The 16,698-nt window shown below is 63.8% G+C and carries 17 protein-coding genes; 2 read left to right on the forward strand and 15 right to left on the reverse strand.

Annotated elements, in window-relative coordinates:
• Positions 1 to 14: 14 nt before the first annotated feature.
• The 8 genes from pabC to MC381_RS04225 all read right to left on the reverse strand — a co-directional run bounded on the left by pabC (position 15) and on the right by MC381_RS04225 (position 6,296).
• Positions 15 to 821: an aminodeoxychorismate lyase gene (gene pabC / locus MC381_RS04190; RefSeq protein WP_251976481.1), complete on the reverse strand. Its 807-nt coding sequence runs from the start codon at positions 819 to 821 to the stop codon at positions 15 to 17.
• 6 nt (positions 822 to 827) lie between these two features.
• Entirely contained in the window at positions 828 to 2,066 is a 1,239-nt protein-coding gene (fabF, locus tag MC381_RS04195; RefSeq protein WP_251976482.1) for a beta-ketoacyl-ACP synthase II, read from the reverse strand.
• A 304-nt stretch (positions 2,067 to 2,370) separates the two neighbouring features.
• Positions 2,371 to 2,604 (reverse strand): acyl carrier protein, encoded by a 234-nt coding sequence (gene acpP, locus MC381_RS04200; RefSeq protein ID WP_110600108.1) that lies wholly within the window; start codon positions 2,602 to 2,604, stop codon positions 2,371 to 2,373.
• Positions 2,605 to 2,700: 96 nt separating this feature from the next.
• Positions 2,701 to 3,444 carry a 3-oxoacyl-ACP reductase FabG gene (gene fabG / locus MC381_RS04205; protein ID WP_251976916.1) on the reverse strand — a complete coding sequence of 248 codons (744 nt, stop codon included), beginning with the start codon at positions 3,442 to 3,444 and terminating at the stop codon, positions 2,701 to 2,703.
• A 10-nt stretch (positions 3,445 to 3,454) separates the two neighbouring features.
• The gene (gene fabD / locus MC381_RS04210; protein ID WP_251976483.1) at positions 3,455 to 4,417 is read right to left on the reverse strand and encodes an ACP S-malonyltransferase; all 963 of its coding nucleotides are present in this window, start codon (positions 4,415 to 4,417) and stop codon (positions 3,455 to 3,457) included.
• 5 nt (positions 4,418 to 4,422) lie between these two features.
• Positions 4,423 to 5,541 (reverse strand): phosphate acyltransferase PlsX, encoded by a 1,119-nt coding sequence (plsX, locus tag MC381_RS04215; protein WP_251976484.1) that lies wholly within the window; start codon positions 5,539 to 5,541, stop codon positions 4,423 to 4,425.
• A 26-nt stretch (positions 5,542 to 5,567) separates the two neighbouring features.
• The gene (gene rpmF, locus MC381_RS04220; RefSeq protein ID WP_251976485.1) at positions 5,568 to 5,738 is read right to left on the reverse strand and encodes a 50S ribosomal protein L32; all 171 of its coding nucleotides are present in this window, start codon (positions 5,736 to 5,738) and stop codon (positions 5,568 to 5,570) included.
• Between the two features lie 21 nt (positions 5,739 to 5,759).
• Positions 5,760 to 6,296 (reverse strand): YceD family protein, encoded by a 537-nt coding sequence (locus MC381_RS04225; protein WP_251976486.1) that lies wholly within the window; start codon positions 6,294 to 6,296, stop codon positions 5,760 to 5,762.
• Positions 6,297 to 6,421: 125 nt separating this feature from the next.
• Between MC381_RS04225 and MC381_RS04230 the strand changes: the two genes are divergently transcribed.
• Entirely contained in the window at positions 6,422 to 7,012 is a 591-nt protein-coding gene (locus MC381_RS04230) for a Maf family protein (RefSeq protein WP_251976487.1), read from the forward strand.
• On the opposite strand, the gene sppA is transcribed toward MC381_RS04230, so the two are convergent.
• From sppA to MC381_RS04245, 3 genes are read right to left on the reverse strand one after another with little or no spacing between them, the layout of a single operon-like run.
• Positions 7,000 to 8,073, reverse strand: coding sequence for a signal peptide peptidase SppA (gene sppA / locus MC381_RS04235; RefSeq protein ID WP_251976488.1), 1,074 nt, complete (start codon positions 8,071 to 8,073; stop codon positions 7,000 to 7,002). The two genes, MC381_RS04230 and sppA, sit on opposite strands and share 13 nt — an antisense overlap.
• Before the next feature lie 24 nt (positions 8,074 to 8,097).
• Positions 8,098 to 8,802 carry an HAD-IA family hydrolase gene (locus tag MC381_RS04240; RefSeq protein ID WP_251976489.1) on the reverse strand — a complete coding sequence of 235 codons (705 nt, stop codon included), beginning with the start codon at positions 8,800 to 8,802 and terminating at the stop codon, positions 8,098 to 8,100.
• Positions 8,792 to 9,739, reverse strand: coding sequence for an RluA family pseudouridine synthase (locus MC381_RS04245; RefSeq protein WP_251976490.1), 948 nt, complete (start codon positions 9,737 to 9,739; stop codon positions 8,792 to 8,794). The genes MC381_RS04240 and MC381_RS04245 overlap by 11 nt, the downstream gene beginning before the upstream one ends.
• 761 nt (positions 9,740 to 10,500) lie before the next feature.
• Between MC381_RS04245 and rne the strand changes: the two genes are divergently transcribed.
• Complete coding sequence (rne, locus tag MC381_RS04250) at positions 10,501 to 13,989, forward strand: ribonuclease E (RefSeq protein ID WP_251976491.1); 3,489 nt, start codon at positions 10,501 to 10,503, stop codon at positions 13,987 to 13,989.
• Positions 13,990 to 14,139: 150 nt separating this feature from the next.
• On the opposite strand, the gene murB is transcribed toward rne, so the two are convergent.
• The 4 genes from murB to MC381_RS04270 are packed head-to-tail and all read right to left on the reverse strand — an operon-like array spanning position 14,140 to position 16,658.
• Positions 14,140 to 15,177 (reverse strand): UDP-N-acetylmuramate dehydrogenase, encoded by a 1,038-nt coding sequence (gene murB, locus MC381_RS04255; RefSeq protein ID WP_251976492.1) that lies wholly within the window; start codon positions 15,175 to 15,177, stop codon positions 14,140 to 14,142.
• Positions 15,170 to 15,670, reverse strand: a complete 501-nt coding sequence (locus MC381_RS04260) for a low molecular weight protein-tyrosine-phosphatase (RefSeq protein WP_251976493.1) — start codon at positions 15,668 to 15,670, stop codon at positions 15,170 to 15,172. The genes murB and MC381_RS04260 overlap by 8 nt, the downstream gene beginning before the upstream one ends.
• Complete coding sequence (gene kdsB / locus MC381_RS04265; RefSeq protein WP_251976494.1) at positions 15,667 to 16,461, reverse strand: 3-deoxy-manno-octulosonate cytidylyltransferase; 795 nt, start codon at positions 16,459 to 16,461, stop codon at positions 15,667 to 15,669. Before kdsB ends, MC381_RS04260 begins: the two co-directional genes overlap by 4 nt.
• Complete coding sequence (locus MC381_RS04270) at positions 16,458 to 16,658, reverse strand: Trm112 family protein (RefSeq protein WP_251976495.1); 201 nt, start codon at positions 16,656 to 16,658, stop codon at positions 16,458 to 16,460. The genes kdsB and MC381_RS04270 overlap by 4 nt, the downstream gene beginning before the upstream one ends.
• Positions 16,659 to 16,698: the final 40 nt, after the last annotated feature.

Raw genomic sequence — 16,698 nt, forward strand, 5'->3', positions numbered from 1 at the left:
TAGACAGCAGTGGATCAGTCGCCGGGAGCCAGCGGATAACCAAGCAGCCGATGGGCCTGCTGCTGAAAAGCCGATCCCGGTGAGACCGACCAGTGGGCAAGCGCTGCGCCGCGGCCGTCGAGCAGCCGGTGCAGCGGCCATACTCCCTGCACACTGTTGAGCAGCCAGACCGCATCGGCCTGCTGCAGCCTGGCCGGCGTTGCCGTCACGCGATGCAGGGTAAAATGAGCATCGAGCGCTTCCAGCAGCGTGCCGGCGACCCCGCAGCGCGACAGGCAAGGCGTCTCGTAGCGCTCGCCGCACTGCCATACCAGATTCATCGCGGTCGTTTCGACCAGATTGCCCGCACTATCCAGCAGCACCCCCTCGGCGATGGCGTCGTCTTGCCACTCTTGGCGAGCGAGCACGTTTTCGAGTCGCGCAAGATGCTTGATGCCGGCGAGTCGTGGCTGGTGGCCCAGTCGCAGATCGCACAGGCGGGCCGTGACGCCCTCGAACCAGCGCGCCTCCTGCGGCCGGAACGGCGCGACCGCCCAGCGCCAGCGCGCCTCGGCGGCCGCCGGTGGGCGATAACCGCGACCGCCGCTGCCACGCGTCAGCATCAGCTTGAGGACCTGCAGACCGGAGCCGCACTGCCCCGGTACCGCCGCCATGGCCGCGTAGTCCGGCGCCGGCAGCGCTAGGCGCTCGACGCCTCGCGCCAGACGTGCCATGTGACGATCCCACAACAGTGGCTGGCCGTCGCGCACCAGAACCGTCTCGAACAGCCCGTCGCCGTAGGCCAGACCTCGGTCGTCAAACGGCAGCGCTTCATCGCGCATGTCGACTTAGACCTTGGAGAAGATCAGCGACCCATTGGTGCCGCCGAAACCGAAGGAGTTGGAGAGCGTGGTGCGAATGGTCATCTCGCGCGCCGTATGCGGCACGTAATCGAGCTCGCAGCCCTCGTCGGGATTGTCGAGATTGATCGTCGGCGGTGCGACCTGATCGCGAATCGCCAGCACACAGAAGATCGCCTCGACCGCCCCCGCAGCGCCCAGCAGGTGCCCGATCATCGACTTGGTGGAACTGACCGCCACCTGTCGCGCCGCACTCCCCATGACACGCTCGACCGCACGACTTTCCGCGACGTCGCCCGCTGAGGTCGAGGTCCCGTGCGCATTGATGTAGTCGATCGTGGAGGGGTCGATGCCGGCGTCGCGAACCGCATTGGCCATAGAGGCCGCTGCACCGCTGCCATCTTCCGGCGGCGAGGTCATGTGATAGGCGTCGTCGCTCATACCGAATCCGGTCAGCTCGGCATAGATCTTGGCACCGCGGCGCTTGGCGTGCTCATACTCCTCGAGCATCATCACGCCGGCACCGTCGGAGAGCACAAAGCCGTCACGATCCCGATCCCAGGGGCGGCTAGCTGCCTCCGGATCGTCATTGCGGGTAGAGAGCGCCCGCGCCGACGAAAAGCCACCCAGCCCGAGCGGCGTGGTCGCCATCTCGGCGCCACCGCAGAACATCACGTCGGCATCGCCATAGGCGATGGTGCGTGCGCTGTAGCCGATGTTATGCGTCCCGGTCGTACAGGCCGTGGTGATCGCGATGTTGGGCCCCTTGAAACCATGCTGAATCGCCAGGCTGCCGGAGATCATGTTGATGATCGAACCCGGCACGAAGAAAGGGGATATCTTGCGTGGACCGCCCCGATTGAGCGCATCGTGATTGCGCTCGATCATTGGCAGGCCACCGATACCGGAGCCAATGGCAACGCCGATGCGATGCGCATTCTCGTCCGTGCACTCGATGCCACTATCGCGCATCGCCTGCGTGGCTGCGGCAACCCCGTACTGGATGAACAGGTCCATCTTGCGAGCATCCTTGGGGTTAAGATACTCGCCGATATCGAAATCCTTGACCGCACCGCCGAAACGCGTATTGAACCCGTCCGTATCGAAGTGATCGATCGGCGCGATGCCACTCTTTCCTGCGAGAAGGCTGCTCCAGCTCTTCTCGACCGTGTTGCCTACCGGGGTTACCAGGCCCAAGCCCGTCACCACCACTCTTCTGCGCGGCATCGAATCTCCTCCGAACTTCCTGATGGCCGATGAAACGGAACCGAAGCAAGTTGCCCCTACCTCGGTATCGACGCCTCGATCTCGGCTCGACTGGCGCGAATTATACCTGAACAACACCCCCGATGGACCAGTTACGCAACGAGTTTGGCGACATGCCGAGGATCAATCTTCGCAGCCGCCGACTGCATGTCGTAGCGACATTATCAAACCGCCAAAACGCAGAAAGCCGCTCTCGAAAGAGCGGCTTTCCCGACATCGGCGTTTCAGCCGACGCAACACGGCCGACGAATCGGCCCGTTACGCCTTACTGGTGCGCGACGATGTAGTCGATCGCTTCCTGAACGGTCGTGATCTTTTCAGCTTCTTCGTCGGGAATCTCGGTGTCGAATTCCTCTTCGAGCGCCATCACCAGTTCGACGGTATCCAGCGAATCCGCGCCGAGGTCTTCGGTGAAGGATGAGGTGTTCTGGATGTCCTCTTCCTTGACGTTCAGGCGTTCGGCAACAACCTTCTTCACGCGCTCTTCGATGGTGCTCATTATGTCGTTACTCCTAGTGGTACGAATCCGCCAGCTAAAAAGCTGCGGGTAGTTTATAGACCACCCCAATACGACGCAACCCGCGTCGTAGGGGCATTACCGCATGTTCATGCCGCCGTTGACCTGCAGCGTTTCACCGGTGATATAACCGGCAGCATCGCTGGCGAGAAACCCGATGGCGGCAGCGATCTCTTCCGGCTGACCAAGCCGCGCCAGCGGAATCTGACCCAGAAGCGCGTCACGCTGCGCTTCGGGCAAAGCTTGCGTCATGTCGGTATCGATGAACCCGGGCGCCACGGCATTGACGGTAATCGCTCGCGTGGCCACTTCTCGCGCCAGCGCGCGGGTAAAACCTTCCATGCCCGCCTTGGCCGCCGCGTAGTTGGCCTGCCCCAGGTTACCCATCATTGCGACAACGGAACTGACATTGACGATACGACCGAAGCGCGCCCGCGTCATGCCTTTCAGCGCCGCCTTGGAGACACGATAGACCGACTTCAGGTTGGTATCGAGTACGTCATCCCATTCATTGTCCTTCATGCGCATCAGCAGATTATCCCGCGTAATGCCGGCATTATTGACCAGTATGGTGGGCGCGCCGAATGCTTCGGTAATACGCTTGAAGACTGCGTCGACGCTGGCTTGGTCGGTGACGTCCAGCATCACGCCCAGCCCTTCGATATCGTGGGCCTTGAGATCCTCGTCGATCTTGGCCGCACCGCCCTCGCTGGTCGCGGTAGCGACGACAATATGCCCCTGACGCCCGAGCTCGCGCGCCACGGCTCGGCCGATGCCGCGACTAGCGCCGGTCACCAGCGCAACTCTACGTTCGGTCATGATCTCTTCCTTATCAAGGCTCTTGTACGTCCAGCGCATCGCGCGCCAGCTCGAGCGCGGACACCAGCGTGTCCGGATCATTGACTGCCAGCCCCTTGGCCTGGCGTTGGATACGCTTACTCAACCCGGTCAACACCTTGCCCGGGCCGCATTCGATAAAGACGCTGGCGCCGTTGTCGTACATGGCATTGACGCAGTCGGTCCAGCGCACCGGCCGATAAAGCTGCTCGACAAGGCTCTGGCGTAGCGCCTCGACCGAAGCAGGCACCGATGCGTTGACATTCTGATAGACCGCGTAGCGCGGTAGACGAATATCGAGCTCGGCGATCGCACCTTCGAGGCGCTCTGCCGCCGGCTTCATCAGCGCGCAATGGGAAGGCACCGACACCGGTAGCGGCAGCGCGCGCTTCGCCCCGGCATCCTGACAGAGAACAATCGCGCGATCGACCGCGGCACGATGACCAGCGATCACGACCTGCCCCGGAGAATTGTAGTTTACCGCCGCCACGACCTCGCTGCCTGCGGCATCACGGCACGCCGCCTCGACTACGGCATCATCGAGCCCGAGTATTGCAGCCATGGCGCCAACGCCTTCAGGCACCGCTTCCTGCATGGCCTCACCCCGCAGACGGACGAGACGGACACCTTCGGCAAAATTGAGCGCACCGCCACACACCATGGCGCTGTACTCTCCAAGACTGTGACCCGCCATCATGGCCGGCCGCGGCCCCTCGAGCTCCTGCCAGACGCGCCAGATGGCCACGCTGGAAGCCAACAGTGCCGGTTGCGTGCAGGCAGTGGAATTGAGCTTGTCTTCAGGCCCTTCCTGAACAACGTGCCAAAGGTCATAGCCGAGCGCCTCGGAAGCCTCATCGAACGTCGTTCTCACAACGCTATAGCGTTCGGCCAATTCTCGCAGCATTCCTTGTTGCTGCGACCCTTGACCCGGGAAGACCAGAGCCAGTGATTGCGTCATCGCGCTCACCCTTGAAGTGATGGACCGTCGAGCCTCGTTTTATCGCGAGACCCACTATCCACTCGGCCGTCATCGCCGACCGACGAGATAGCAGGCGTCGCCCCGCTTGCGGACCAGGCCTGGCTGAGATATTCCGGCAAGCCGACACCGACCTCCCGCATGGCGCGCTCGATCGCGTAGGCAAAGGCGCGGGCGCTGGCATTACCGTGACTCTTCACCACAATACGCTTCAGCCCCAGCAGACTGGCGCCATTGTGACGCACCGGGTCCAGCTGCGCCTTGAAGCGCATCAATGCCGGTCGTGCCAAGGCACTGACGAGGCGCGTCGACCAGTGCGAGTCGAACGTTTCCTGAAGCCGCTTCAACAACATTTGCGCCACGCCTTCGCTCGCCTTGAGCACGGCGTTACCGACAAAACCATCGCACACCACCACATCAGCCCGCCCCGAGAAGATCGCGTCGCCTTCGAGATAGCCAACATAGTCAAAGCCGTGATCGCCACGCGAACGCAGCTGCGCATCGGCTTCACGCACGCGCGCCACGCCCTTACCGACTTCGACGCCCATATTGAGCAAGGCAACCCGCGGGCGCGCGATACGGTCCACCGCCCGCGCCATGATCGCCCCCATGTCGGCGAAGTCGATTAGATGGCGCGCGTGAACGTCGACACTGGCACCCAGGTCGAGCAGATAGCAGCGCCCGCCATCACGCGTCGGCACCGCCGAACTAATCGCCGGCCGGGCAATGCCTGCCACGTTCCCGAGCTCGTGCCGTGCAAGCGCCATCAGTGCACCGGTGTTGCCGCAGGTCACACCGGCATCGGCGCGCGCGTCACGCACGGCGACCAGCATGCCGTGCAAGCTGGTACCGACGGGGTCTTCGAAAACTTCCAGAGGTGGCGTGGACTGCAGCACCTGGCGTGGCGCATCCACGATAGTGATGCGCTCGACCAGAGAGGCGACACGCAGCGCTTTGGCTTGTGCCGCCACGATTGGCTCGAGCTGGCTAACCGGACCGAAAACGATTGGCTCGAGATCGGCATGGCGCGACAACGCAAAAAGCAGGCCACCAACAGTGGCGCGGGGACCGAAGTCCCCGCCCATGGCATCAATGGCAATGCGCATCGCTCAGCCAGTCGTCGACGGTCTCGTTAAACGTCGACGACCTTGCGACCACGATAGAAGCCGTCCGGCGCAACGTGGTGACGACGATGCGTGGTACCGGTTTCCTTGTCCTGGGACAGGGCCGGCGTGCTCAGCGCATCGTGAGCACGACGCATGCCGCGCTTGGAACGGGTCTTACGGTTTTGTTGAACGGCCATGATATGACTCCAACGTCAATGTCATTCGGATTCAGATTTCCCCTTCAACGCCTTGAGCACGTCAAAGGGACTGTCGGGGCGGGACGCCGTCTCGAAGTCGGCATCACCACTGCTCAGTTGCTCACGCGAGACGGCACAGTCCGCCTCGTCGTGATAGACCACCTGAGGCAGACTGAGGATCAACTCATCCTCGACGGCCTCGAGCAGGTCGAGCTGTTCGTTGTTGACCAGCACCGGCTCGTAGTCGGCTGGCAGATGCGCCGCCAAGGCATCGTCGCTGACGATACCGAGCTGAAACCGGCTTTCGACTTCGACCAGCATCGGCTGCAGGCAGCGCCGACATGGCACGAACAACGTTGCCGACAGCTCGCCGTCGATGAGGTGACGCCGCTGGGCATCCACCTCGAACTGCAGCGTCACTGTCGCATCGCCCTGCTGCTCGCCGATCTCGTCTCGAAGACGCGCCAGCTTATCGAGAGCGACAAGCCCCTCGAGGTTTTCATGATTGGCCGCGAGACGATAAGGCTCGACGGTTGCTGGAAGTCGTCTGGTCAACATAGGCGCGCCATAATAGGGATTCACCCTGTCTCTGTCAAAGCACTTGATCCGCGCTATTCTGGGGCTGGCATCAACATTATCACTCGCCTTTCCACTAAAGCCCCTCAAGCCGACAAGGAAGTCTCATGTCTAGACTGGTCCTCGCCTCCAGCTCCCGCTACCGCCGCCAGCTGCTCGATCGCCTGGAGATCCCCTATACCTGGGCCGCCCCGGAGATCGACGAGACACGCCGCCCCGGCGAGGAAGCCACGACCCTGGCGCACCGCCTGGCGCTCACCAAGGCCCAGGCCATCGCCGACGACTATCCCGACCATCTGATCATTGGCTGCGACCAGCTCGCACTGTTCGAGGGCGATATTCTCGGCAAGCCCGGCGACATCGACACTGCCTGCGCCAACCTGCGCCGTTTTTCCGGCAAGCAGGTCACGTTCATGGCCGGCCTCGCTCTCATCGACACTGGCGCCGGCCGTCATCGCGTCGTGCACGAGACGTATGACGTCCAATTTCGGGAGCTGTCCTCGCAGGAAATCGACAATTACGTACGGCGTGACGAGCCCTTCGACAGCGCCGGCAGCTTTCGCATGGAGGGACTAGGCATCGCCCTGTTCGAACGCTTCGCGGGCGATGACCCCAACACCCTGATCGGTCTGCCGCTGATCAGGCTGTGCGCCCTGCTGCGCGACGCCGGCATCGACCCGCTCGCTCAAGGAAGCTGATAACGCACCGGCGAACTACCGTCGGCAAACCCCACCCAATGCGCCGCCGCGCTGGTCAGACGCTGGGAGAATAGCGACCAGGGGTCCAGCGCCGGCGTGTAGTCCTGCAGCCGGATCTCCCCGAAACGCTCGCGCGAGAGCTGCTCCAGATTGCCGATCTCGTCGACCAGCCCTAGCGCTCGCGCCTGCTCGCCGGTCCAGACCAGCCCGGAAAACAGCTGCGCGTCGTCGACCAGGCGCTCGCCGCGCCCACGCTTCACATCGTCGATGAACTGGCGGTGTGTGTCGTCCAGCACCGACTGCCAAAAATCGCGCTGCTGAGGACGCATCGGGGTGAACGGATCCATGAAGGCCTTGTTCTCACCGGCCGTGAAGACCCGACGCTCGATTCCCAACCGATCGATCGCCTCCTGCAGCCCGAAACCGGCACTAATGACGCCGATCGAGCCGACCAGGCTGGCCGGCGATGCGTAGATACGATCCGCCGCAGACGCCATGTAATAGGCGCCGCTGGCACCAATATCCTCGATGACCGCGAAGATCGGCTTATCGCCCTGCGACGCCAGATAGCGAATCTCGTCATAGACACGCTGTGACTGCACCGGGCTGCCGCCGGGGCTGTTGATGTGGACCACCACCGCCTCGGCCGCAGGATTCTCCCAAGCGCGATGCAGCCCCTCGATGATCCGCTCGGCGTTGGTCGACCCTTTGGCATCGATAGGCCCGCTGACCTCGACGATACCGAGATGCGGATCGGCCTCGGCCACGTCCTCACCCTGCGCCATCAGCAGCGCATAGACACTGAGCATCAGTCCGGCAAGCACAACGAATGCCATCAGCAGACGGAAGAATATTTTCCAGCGCCGGGCGCGACGCTGCTCCTGGAGCACCCCGCCAATCCAGCGGTCCAGCATCTCCACCTGCGCCAGCCTGACCGACTCGGCACTGACCTCGGCTGCCGGCGGCCTATCCGCCCCCTGCTTTTCGGCGGCTCGACGGCGCGCCTCTTCCCGGCTCAATTCAGGCCCCTGGGTCCAGTCATCCTGCCGATCGTCGCTCACCTCGCCTCCTTGAATCCCGCCCGCTCAGATCATCTGATCATGCTTCTCGAGAAGCCAGTCGACCAGCACTTCGAACGCATCGACCACCAGGATCGGGTCGCTCCGCAACAGGCGCTCTCGCGCATGCACGCCATAGGTGACGGCCACCCGATCGACGCCGAGGGCCCTCGCCATCTCCAGATCATAGGCCGTATCGCCGACCATGACCGTCTCTTCCGGCGAGACGTCGCAAGCCTCGAGCAACTCCTCGAGCATCTGCGGATGTGGCTTCGAGCGCGTCAGATCCGCGGTGCGACTGGCGACGAACCAGGCCCCGCACTGCTCATGCGCGAAGACTCTATCCAGCCCTCGCCGACTCTTCCCGGTCGCAACAGCCAACTGACAGCCCGGCACCCGCTGCAAACGACCAAGCCCCTCGACGACGCCGGCAAAGAAAGGCGCCGGCACCTGATCCGCAGCCCGAAACTGCTGCCCATAGGCTGACTGCAACGCCTCACGCTCCGCCAGCGGCAGCTGCGGATACAGGGCTGCCAGGGCTTCGGGCAGCCCCAGGCCGATGATGTCGCGAATGGCGTCATCGTCAAGCACCGGAACCCCCTGGGCCCGCGCGGCGGCCTGCATGCAGGCAACAATGCGCGGCGCCGAATCCATCAGCGTGCCATCCCAGTCGAAGATTACCAGCCGGTAACGACAAGAGACCGACGCGCTCAGCAGCGAATCATCCGCCATGCCGAGCACGCTCCAGCACCGCCTCCAGCGATGGCTCCAGCGGCGCGCGCGCGCGAACCGGCCGGCCGCTGCGCGGGTCGGGGAACGTCAACGTCAGCGCGTGCAGAAAGAGCCGCTCAAGCCCCAGCGCTCGCGACAACCGCTCACCCTCGGCAGTGCCGTACTTATCGTCCCCGAGCAGTGCGTGACCGGCATGGGCCGCGTGCACGCGAATCTGGTGGGTCCGCCCGGTGACCGGCTCCGCCTCTATTAGCGTCACCTTCGGCAAGGTCTCGTTAACCGCGAAACGCGTCCGCGAGACCTTGCCCTTGTCATCCACTCGCACCCGGCGTTCACCATTGCCGGCGTCGAAGCGATCAAGCCTCGCGCTGACATAGTCACGCCGCGCCGGCCAGCGACCCTGCACCAGCGCGAGATACTTCTTCTCCATTCGCCGCTCTTTCATTGCGGTATTCAACGACAGCAGCGACTCGCGATTCTTTGCCAGTAGCAGGCAGCCCGACGTATCGCGATCCAGACGATGCACCAGCTCCAGAAAATCGAGATCTTCGCGCACCTGTCGCAGCGCCTCGATGAGCCCGATCTTCACCCCGCTCCCGCCATGCACGGCAAGCCCCGACGGCTTGTTAATCACCAGCCAGTCGGGGCCCTCGACCAGCACGCTGCCGGCCAGCAGGTTGCGCAACCCCTCGCTGGCTTCCTTCACAGCCTTCTCAGGCGTCAGACGCAGTGGCGGAACCCGCACGACATCGCCGCTCTGCACGCGATAGTCTGCCTTGATTCGCTTCTTGTTGACTCGCACCTCGCCCTTACGAACGATGCGATAGATCAGAGATTTGGGCGCGCCCTTGAGCCGAGCGCGCAAGAAATTGTCGATCCGCTGTCCCTGCTGCGACTCGCTCACTTCGATGAATTGCACTTCCTGGCCTTCGGCCATGCCTGGACTCCTCGATGGCGCGACTCGGCGGCGCCCGTGCGCCGCCGGCGGCCATTCTAACGCACTGCCGGAGCGGCGCGAGCTCAATTGCCGCACCCTGCGCATTACTGTTATATTGCCAGCTCGCTCAATGGGTTGTTGCCCATCACAGCGCCGACCACTGGATCTGTCGGCCAGAGCGACAAAATGTCTCGATCTTCCGGAAACCCGCAGGGCCGTTTGCCCGCGACGTCTGAAAGATCAAAACACGTTTGGAACGCCCAGCTCCGCCAGTCGAACGGATCGCGATATCGCGCCTCGCTCGACCGCGGTAAACCCACTGTTCCGGTGGAAGGCGTCGCCGAACCGAACAATGCCAAGTGACATAGACGGCAGTCTGCGGGACCGGATGCGCCACACGATTGCGCACCGTGACATGTTCCGCCACCGTTTCGTTCTCGACACACGTTCGTGCAGCACCCGACAAGCAGGTAATGAAAGTAGAAAAGCAGAGATGTAATGGTAATCAGCAAGTACGCCAACGGGCTCGACGCACGTCGACCTGAATTCGCATCGATGGCCGACACACGCCAGCCGACCCGCGGTTTCCGGACATCCCCCTCGAGTTCCTGACGCGGATACTCGTTATATTGGTACTGCTGCGCTCGTTCATCCTGCCCGGGTCGCCATCTCAACGTGCGCGAGCACAGCACGACCGCTTGCGGTTCGTCGTCGCCGATTGCGGTACGCCTGCCACCGGCACGCGCAATTAGCGAGACCCTATGAAAAGAATGCTCATCAACGCGACACAGCCGGAAGAGCTGCGTGTCGCGCTCGTCGATGGACAGCGCCTCTATGACCTCGACATCGAGTCCGGGGCGCGAGAGCAAAAGAAAGCCAACATCTACCGCGGCAAGATCACTCGCCTGGAACCCAGCCTGGAAGCCGCGTTCGTCGACTTCGGCGCTGAACGTCACGGCTTTCTGCCGCTGAAGGAAATCTCCCGCGAATACTTCTCCAAGGACCCGTCCGGACGCCCCAACATCAAGGAGGTGTTGAAGGAAGGCCAGGAAGTCATCGTTCAGGTCGACAAGGAAGAACGCGGCAACAAAGGGGCGGCGCTGACCACCTTCATCAGCCTGGCTGGTCGCTTCCTCGTGCTGATGCCGAACAACCCGCGCGCTGGTGGCATCTCGCGCCGCATCGAGGGCGAAGAGCGCAGCCAGCTCAAGGAAGCGATGGGCCAGCTCACACTGCCGGACAAGATGGGCGTCATCGTGCGTACCGCCGGCATCGGTCGCTCGCCGGAAGAACTGCAGTGGGACCTCGACTACCTGGCACAGGTCTGGGAAGCGATCACCACGGAAGCGGTCAAGCAGCCCGCCCCGTTCCTGATCTATCGCGAGTCCAACGTCATCATCCGCGCAATGCGCGACTACCTCCGCCAGGACATCGGCGAGGTGCTGATCGACAGCAAGGAAGTGCATGAAGAAGCGTTGAGCTTCATTCGCCAGGTCATGCCCTCCTACCAGCAGAAGATCAAGTTCTACACCGACGACGTGCCGCTGTTCTCGCGCTTCCAGATCGAGTCGCAGATCGAAACGGCCTACCAGCGCGAGGTCAAGCTGCCCTCCGGCGGCTCCGTCGTGATCGACCACACCGAGGCGCTGGTCTCCATCGACATCAACTCGGCGCGTGCCACGCGCGGTGCCGATATCGAGGAAACCGCCCTACAGACCAACCTGGAAGCGGCCGACGAGATCGCCCGCCAGCTGCGTCTGCGCGACATCGGCGGCCTGGTGGTGATCGATTTCATCGACATGTCGCCGGCACGCAACCAGCGTGAGGTCGAGAACCGCGTCCGCGACGCCCTCAAGCTCGACCGCGCCCGCGTCCAGATTGGCCGCATTTCACGCTTCGGGCTGATGGAAATGTCACGCCAGCGCCTGCGCCCCTCCCTCGGCGAAACCAGCGGCGTGGTCTGCCCACGCTGCGATGGCCAGGGCACGATCCGCGATGTCCGCTCGATGGCCCTGTCGATCCTTCGCCTGATCGAGGAAGAGGCGATGAAGGAGCGTAGTGCCCAGATTCGCGCGATCCTGCCGGTGCCCGTGGCAACCTACCTGCTCAACGAAAAGCGCAACGTCCTCTCGGACGTCGAACGCCGGCAGAGCGTGAAGGTCGTGCTACTGCCGAATCCGGACATGGATACGCCGCATTACGACGTTCAGCGTCTGCGCGACGACCACGTCTCAGAGGACGGCGACGAGGCCAAGTCCAGCTTCGAGCTCTCCGTCGATAGTGAGATCACCAAGGAGCCCGAAGTCAGCCTGGCCAAGCCGATCCAACGCTCCCAGGCGGCCGTGCAGACCGTACAGCACTCGGCCCCTGCCCCGGACTCGCTGCATCGCGAACCGGCAGAGCAGCCGGCCTCTTCGCCGGCACCGGCGGCGAGCCCCGCAGCAACGCCAGCCAAGTCCGCGTCAACCAAGGCCGCAACGACCTCGACCACAACGACCACGCAGTCCCAGCCGCAACCCAATAGCGGGCTGATGCAGCTGTTTCGCGGTCTTTTCGGCCGCCGCCGCGCCGACGAGGAAGTTCCGCAACCGGCCACACCCAGCCAGCGTGATGGCAGTACGGACAAGTCGCGCGAATCACGCAGCGACAAGCCGTCGTCGCGTGGCAACGCCGGCGGCAACAATCGCGGCTCGCGTGGCAATGCCTCTCAGCGCAACGAGCGTGATAACGGCAATCGTCGCGACAATGACGACAGCAACGCCAAATCCAGCGAAGGCGGCAATCGCCAGGGCGGCAATCGTCGACGCCGCAATACGTCGGAGCGCCAGAACGGCAACGACGGTCGCAACAACAGCGACAATCGTGGCAACGATAGCCGCGGCAACGACAATCGCAGCAGTGACAGTCGCCAGGAGGGCCGAGGCAAGAACGAGGGCGGCAAGAATGATGGCAGTCGCGGCGACAAGTCCGGCAATAAATCGAGCGGCAATCGTCAGGACAATCGCGGTAAGGGCGACAAGTCGAACGACCGGGCTAACGCCAATCGCGGCGGTGGCGGTAACGATGGCGCCAGCAAGCAGAACGACACGGCCAAGCCGAGTACCGACAAGCAGAGCGATGGCAACAAGTCAGGGCAGGAGACTCGCGAGGCAGCCAGCACACCGGCAGCGCCGGTAACCGAGGCCATCAACACGAAGCCCAAGCGCGCCCGCAACAACCCGCGCAAGCGCTCGCGCAAGCATGCCTTGAATCCGGCGGCCGCCGAGGAACAGCAGCGTCTCCAGGCAGAAGCTGAACAGCAGGCGACCCCCGACAGCGAAGCCGTCAGCAAGGTGGCTAGTGAAGAGCCGACAGCCAGCGTGACCGAAGCCGAACCGACGCAGGCGCATGCCGACGCGCCCGAGTCCATCTCGCCGGCGACGGTCAAGCCCGAGGCGTCCGAAGCATCGTCCAGCCAGGATGATGAAAAGCCTTCGACGGCCGTCGAGACACCGGCTCAGATCGCTGCCACTGAATCGCCCTCCTCCGCGTCGGCGCAACCGGAAGCGGAACAGTCGGAAACGGCAAAGGCTACACCTGCCGCCGCCGAGCACAGCGCCGCTGCGAGCGAGGCAGCGACCGCCAACGACGCCGCATCGCCGGCCTCTTCGGACCTCGACAGCCAGCAGACATCGGCCGAGACACCCGAGGAGACGGCGCACGAGCAGGATACCGCTCCAGCCGTGACGCAGACGCAGGCAGAAGATGCCAAGTCGACGGAAACGGCGCCTGAGGCGATCGATAGCGACGACAGAGAGACAGCGTCGGACGGCGCCTCTAACTCGAGGGAAGCGCGCCGCGAACCGGCGACGCCGACGGCAGCGCCGACCTCTGCCAACGACGTGGAAGCGCCAATCGAGCCGACGGCCACCGCTTCGCCGGTACCGGAGAAGGCCGAAACGGCGGAAAGCGCCTCGTCGGAGGCGACCGAGAAGGCCATGTCGACCATGGATGGGACATCAACCACGGATGCGACATCGGACGCAGAGGCGACATCGAGCGAAACCCAGCCGAGCGAAACGGATCAGGATCAATCGCAGGCAGCCCAGCCCGCCGCCGAGATCCCTGACGAGGCAGCGGCGCCGACCGACACCTCGACAGAGACGTCGGCTGCGCCCGCGGATACCGATACGCCGCGACCGCGCCGCCGCCGCGCTCACAACGATCCGCGCGAGAAGCGTCGTCGCGAGCAGAACCACGGCGACAGCTGATGGCCTAGCTCGACCGGCAACGCAAAAGCCCAGACCTCACGGTCTGGGCTTTTTTATGGCTGGCGCTTATGGATCGGCGTGAAGGGCCGGAAGATCAGGCCAACGTCGGCGCCAATGGGCCGGGCCATGCCGGCCACACGGCCTCTCGAGCTATCGCCAGCTGTCGCACCCCAGGCAACGCGGCTCACGCTCCAGCGCCACGCCGAAACGCGTCTCGACCGCCGCTGCGATACGCCCGGCAAAGGCCAGCAACTGATCGAGCGTCCCGCCGCCGAAATGGACCAGTACCAGCGCCTGCTGCGCGTGAACGCCAAAGGCGCCCTCCCGCGCGCCCTTCCACCCACACTGCTCGATCAGCCAGCCCGCAGCCAGCTTGACCGCACCATCGGCCTGCCGATAGGTCGGCATACCGGGATAGTCCTCCTGCAGGGCCAGCGCCCGTGCGGACGAGACCACCGGATTCTTGAAGAAACTGCCGGCATTGGGCAGCGAAGCCGGGTCGGGAAGCTTCTCGCGGCGAATGGCACAGACGGCATCAAAGATGGCTCGCGGCGTCGGCGCACCCTGGACCCGCTCACGCAGGACACCATAGTCGAGCTGCGGCATCGGCCTTGTGGAGAGCGCAAGCCCCAGTCGCGTAATGACCACCTGACCATTAAGCTCGCGCTTGAAGATGCTGTCACGATAGCCCAGCTCACAGGCCTCACGCGATAACCGTCGTCGTTCACCGTCGCGTCGATCAATGATCTCGACCCAGGCCAGCCTGTCACCCAGCTCGACGCCGTAGGCACCGATGTTCTGGATGGGCGCCGCCCCAGCCCGCCCCGGGATCAGCGCCAGGTTCTCCAACCCCCACAGGTCAAGACTTACACAGGCTTCCACCAGCGCATGCCAGTTCACGCCTGCCCCGACCTCGACCAGAACCGTCCCGTCTCTCGGGGCGCTGAACTCGAGGCCACCGAACCCTGGCGCCAGCGTCAACCCCTCTAGGCGAGGCGGCAGTAGCACGTTACTGCCGCCCCCTACGACCCATAGCGGCCAACCCCGCGCCTCGGCCAGGCGAAGCGCCGCCGTCACCTCGGCCAACTGATCGACACGCAGAAAGTTGGCGGCGCGACTCTCGAGCGCCAGCGTGTTGACGGTGGACAGGTCATGGTCCTGCCGCAACGAGGCGAGACAATCAGGCATGGGAGTCCGCGAGACGGTGTGACAGCGACGCCACCAGACCTTCGACCGCCGCTTCCAGGTGATCGAGCACGAGCTGGAAACCCGCTTCCCCACCGAAGTAGGGGTCGGGCACATCGCCCTCTGGCTGACCCGCATAACGCAAAAAGCGCGATACCGCTGCTCCGCTACACGACCGCTGCAAGGCCAGCACGGCACGAAGATTGTCGCTGTCCATCACCAGAATTTCATCGAAGTCCGCGAAGTCGGCTCCGCGAAGCTGGCGTCCGCGCAGGCCGGAAATATCAATGCCCCGGCGGCTGGCGGCCTCGATGGCACGCGGATCGGGCGGCTCGCCGACGTGCCAGGCACCGGTCCCACAGGAGTCCACGAACACCTGTTCGCTCAAGCCCGCGGCCTGCAGACGTTGACGCAGCATGCCTTCCGCGGTGGGCGAGCGACAAATGTTGCCCATGCAGACGAGCAGCACACGCCACGCACGATGCTCAGCGCTCATGCCTGTCCTCGTTGGGCCTGCGTGTCAGGATGGGCAGCAAAGTGTTCGCGCACACGCTCCAAGTCTTCCAGCGTATCGACACCGCCAGGTAACGGCGATGAAACCGTCGCCACCTGCACCAGATGCCCGTGCTGAAGCGCCCGCAGTTGCTCGAGCTGCTCGAGCTGCTCGAGCGGTGCCGGCGGCCAGTCGACGAACGCCGCCAGAAAACCGGCGCGATAGGCATAAAGACCGATATGGCGCAGCCAGGCGTCAGTCTCCAGCAGTGTCGGCGGCTCGGTCTTCCAGGCGTTCCGGTCCCACGGGATCGGCGCACGCGAGAAGTAAAGCGCGCGACCGCTATGGTCGGTCACGACTTTCACGACGTTGGGATTGAACAGCGTCTCGACCTCATGGATCGGCTCGGCCAGGGTCGAGACAGAGGCGCCGTCGTCCGCAGCCAGACGCTCGGCGACCCGATTGATCGCACTAGACGGCAGCAGCGGTTCGTCGCCCTGGACGTTAACCACGATCGCTTCCGGCGGCAGCGCCAGCGTCGCAGCAACCTCCGCCAGACGATCGGTGCCGGAGTGGTGATCGTCTCGCGTCATCACCACCTCGGCGCCGAAGCCCTGTGCCGCCTGCTCGATACGCGCATCGTCGGTGGCAATGACCACACGGGTCGCCCCGCTCTCCTTGGCCCGCTGCCAGACGTGCTGCACCATCGGCAGGCCTTCGATCTCCATCAGCGGCTTGCCAGGCAGGCGGCTGGAACCGTAGCGTGCGGGGATGACCACAATGAAATCGGTCATGGTGCAGGCGCCGCCTTGCCGAGCTTCTCCTCGGTCGTCATCACGCGTGCCTCGTTTTCCAGCATCACCGGAATACCGTCACGCACCGGATAGGCTAGCCCGCTGACCGAGCTCTTCAGCTCCTGCCGTTCGCGATCGTAGGTCAGCTCGCTATGGCTGACCGGACAGATCAGCATCGCCATCAGTTCCTTATCCATGACCATTCCTCGTGAGTCTCAATCCATTTCTACCCGCAGG

This window comes from Salinicola avicenniae (assembly GCF_023736115.1).
Lineage (GTDB): Bacteria > Pseudomonadota > Gammaproteobacteria > Pseudomonadales > Halomonadaceae > Salinicola > Salinicola avicenniae.

Bases quoted from the DNA above. Each gene is read 5' to 3' on its own strand.
- acpP (WP_110600108.1), bottom strand. From the start codon at position 2,604: ATGAGCACCATCGAAGAGCGCGTGAAGAAGGTTGTTGCCGAACGCCTG.
- MC381_RS04240 (WP_251976489.1), bottom strand. From the start codon at position 8,802: ATGGCGGATGATTCGCTGCTGAGCGCGTCGGTCTCTTGTCGTTACCGG.
- MC381_RS04245 (WP_251976490.1), bottom strand. From the start codon at position 9,739: ATGGCCGAAGGCCAGGAAGTGCAATTCATCGAAGTGAGCGAGTCGCAG.
- MC381_RS04270 (WP_251976495.1), bottom strand. From the start codon at position 16,658: ATGGATAAGGAACTGATGGCGATGCTGATCTGTCCGGTCAGCCATAGC.
- fabF (WP_251976482.1), bottom strand. From the start codon at position 2,066: ATGCCGCGCAGAAGAGTGGTGGTGACGGGCTTGGGCCTGGTAACCCCG.
- pabC (WP_251976481.1), bottom strand. From the start codon at position 821: ATGCGCGATGAAGCGCTGCCGTTTGACGACCGAGGTCTGGCCTACGGC.
- kdsB (WP_251976494.1), bottom strand. From the start codon at position 16,461: ATGACCGATTTCATTGTGGTCATCCCCGCACGCTACGGTTCCAGCCGC.
- MC381_RS04230 (WP_251976487.1), top strand. From the start codon at position 6,422: ATGTCTAGACTGGTCCTCGCCTCCAGCTCCCGCTACCGCCGCCAGCTG.
- rne (WP_251976491.1), top strand. From the start codon at position 10,501: ATGAAAAGAATGCTCATCAACGCGACACAGCCGGAAGAGCTGCGTGTC.
- plsX (WP_251976484.1), bottom strand. From the start codon at position 5,541: ATGCGCATTGCCATTGATGCCATGGGCGGGGACTTCGGTCCCCGCGCC.
- rpmF (WP_251976485.1), bottom strand. From the start codon at position 5,738: ATGGCCGTTCAACAAAACCGTAAGACCCGTTCCAAGCGCGGCATGCGT.
- MC381_RS04225 (WP_251976486.1), bottom strand. From the start codon at position 6,296: ATGTTGACCAGACGACTTCCAGCAACCGTCGAGCCTTATCGTCTCGCG.
- murB (WP_251976492.1), bottom strand. From the start codon at position 15,177: ATGCCTGATTGTCTCGCCTCGTTGCGGCAGGACCATGACCTGTCCACC.
- fabD (WP_251976483.1), bottom strand. From the start codon at position 4,417: ATGACGCAATCACTGGCTCTGGTCTTCCCGGGTCAAGGGTCGCAGCAA.
- MC381_RS04260 (WP_251976493.1), bottom strand. From the start codon at position 15,670: ATGAGCGCTGAGCATCGTGCGTGGCGTGTGCTGCTCGTCTGCATGGGC.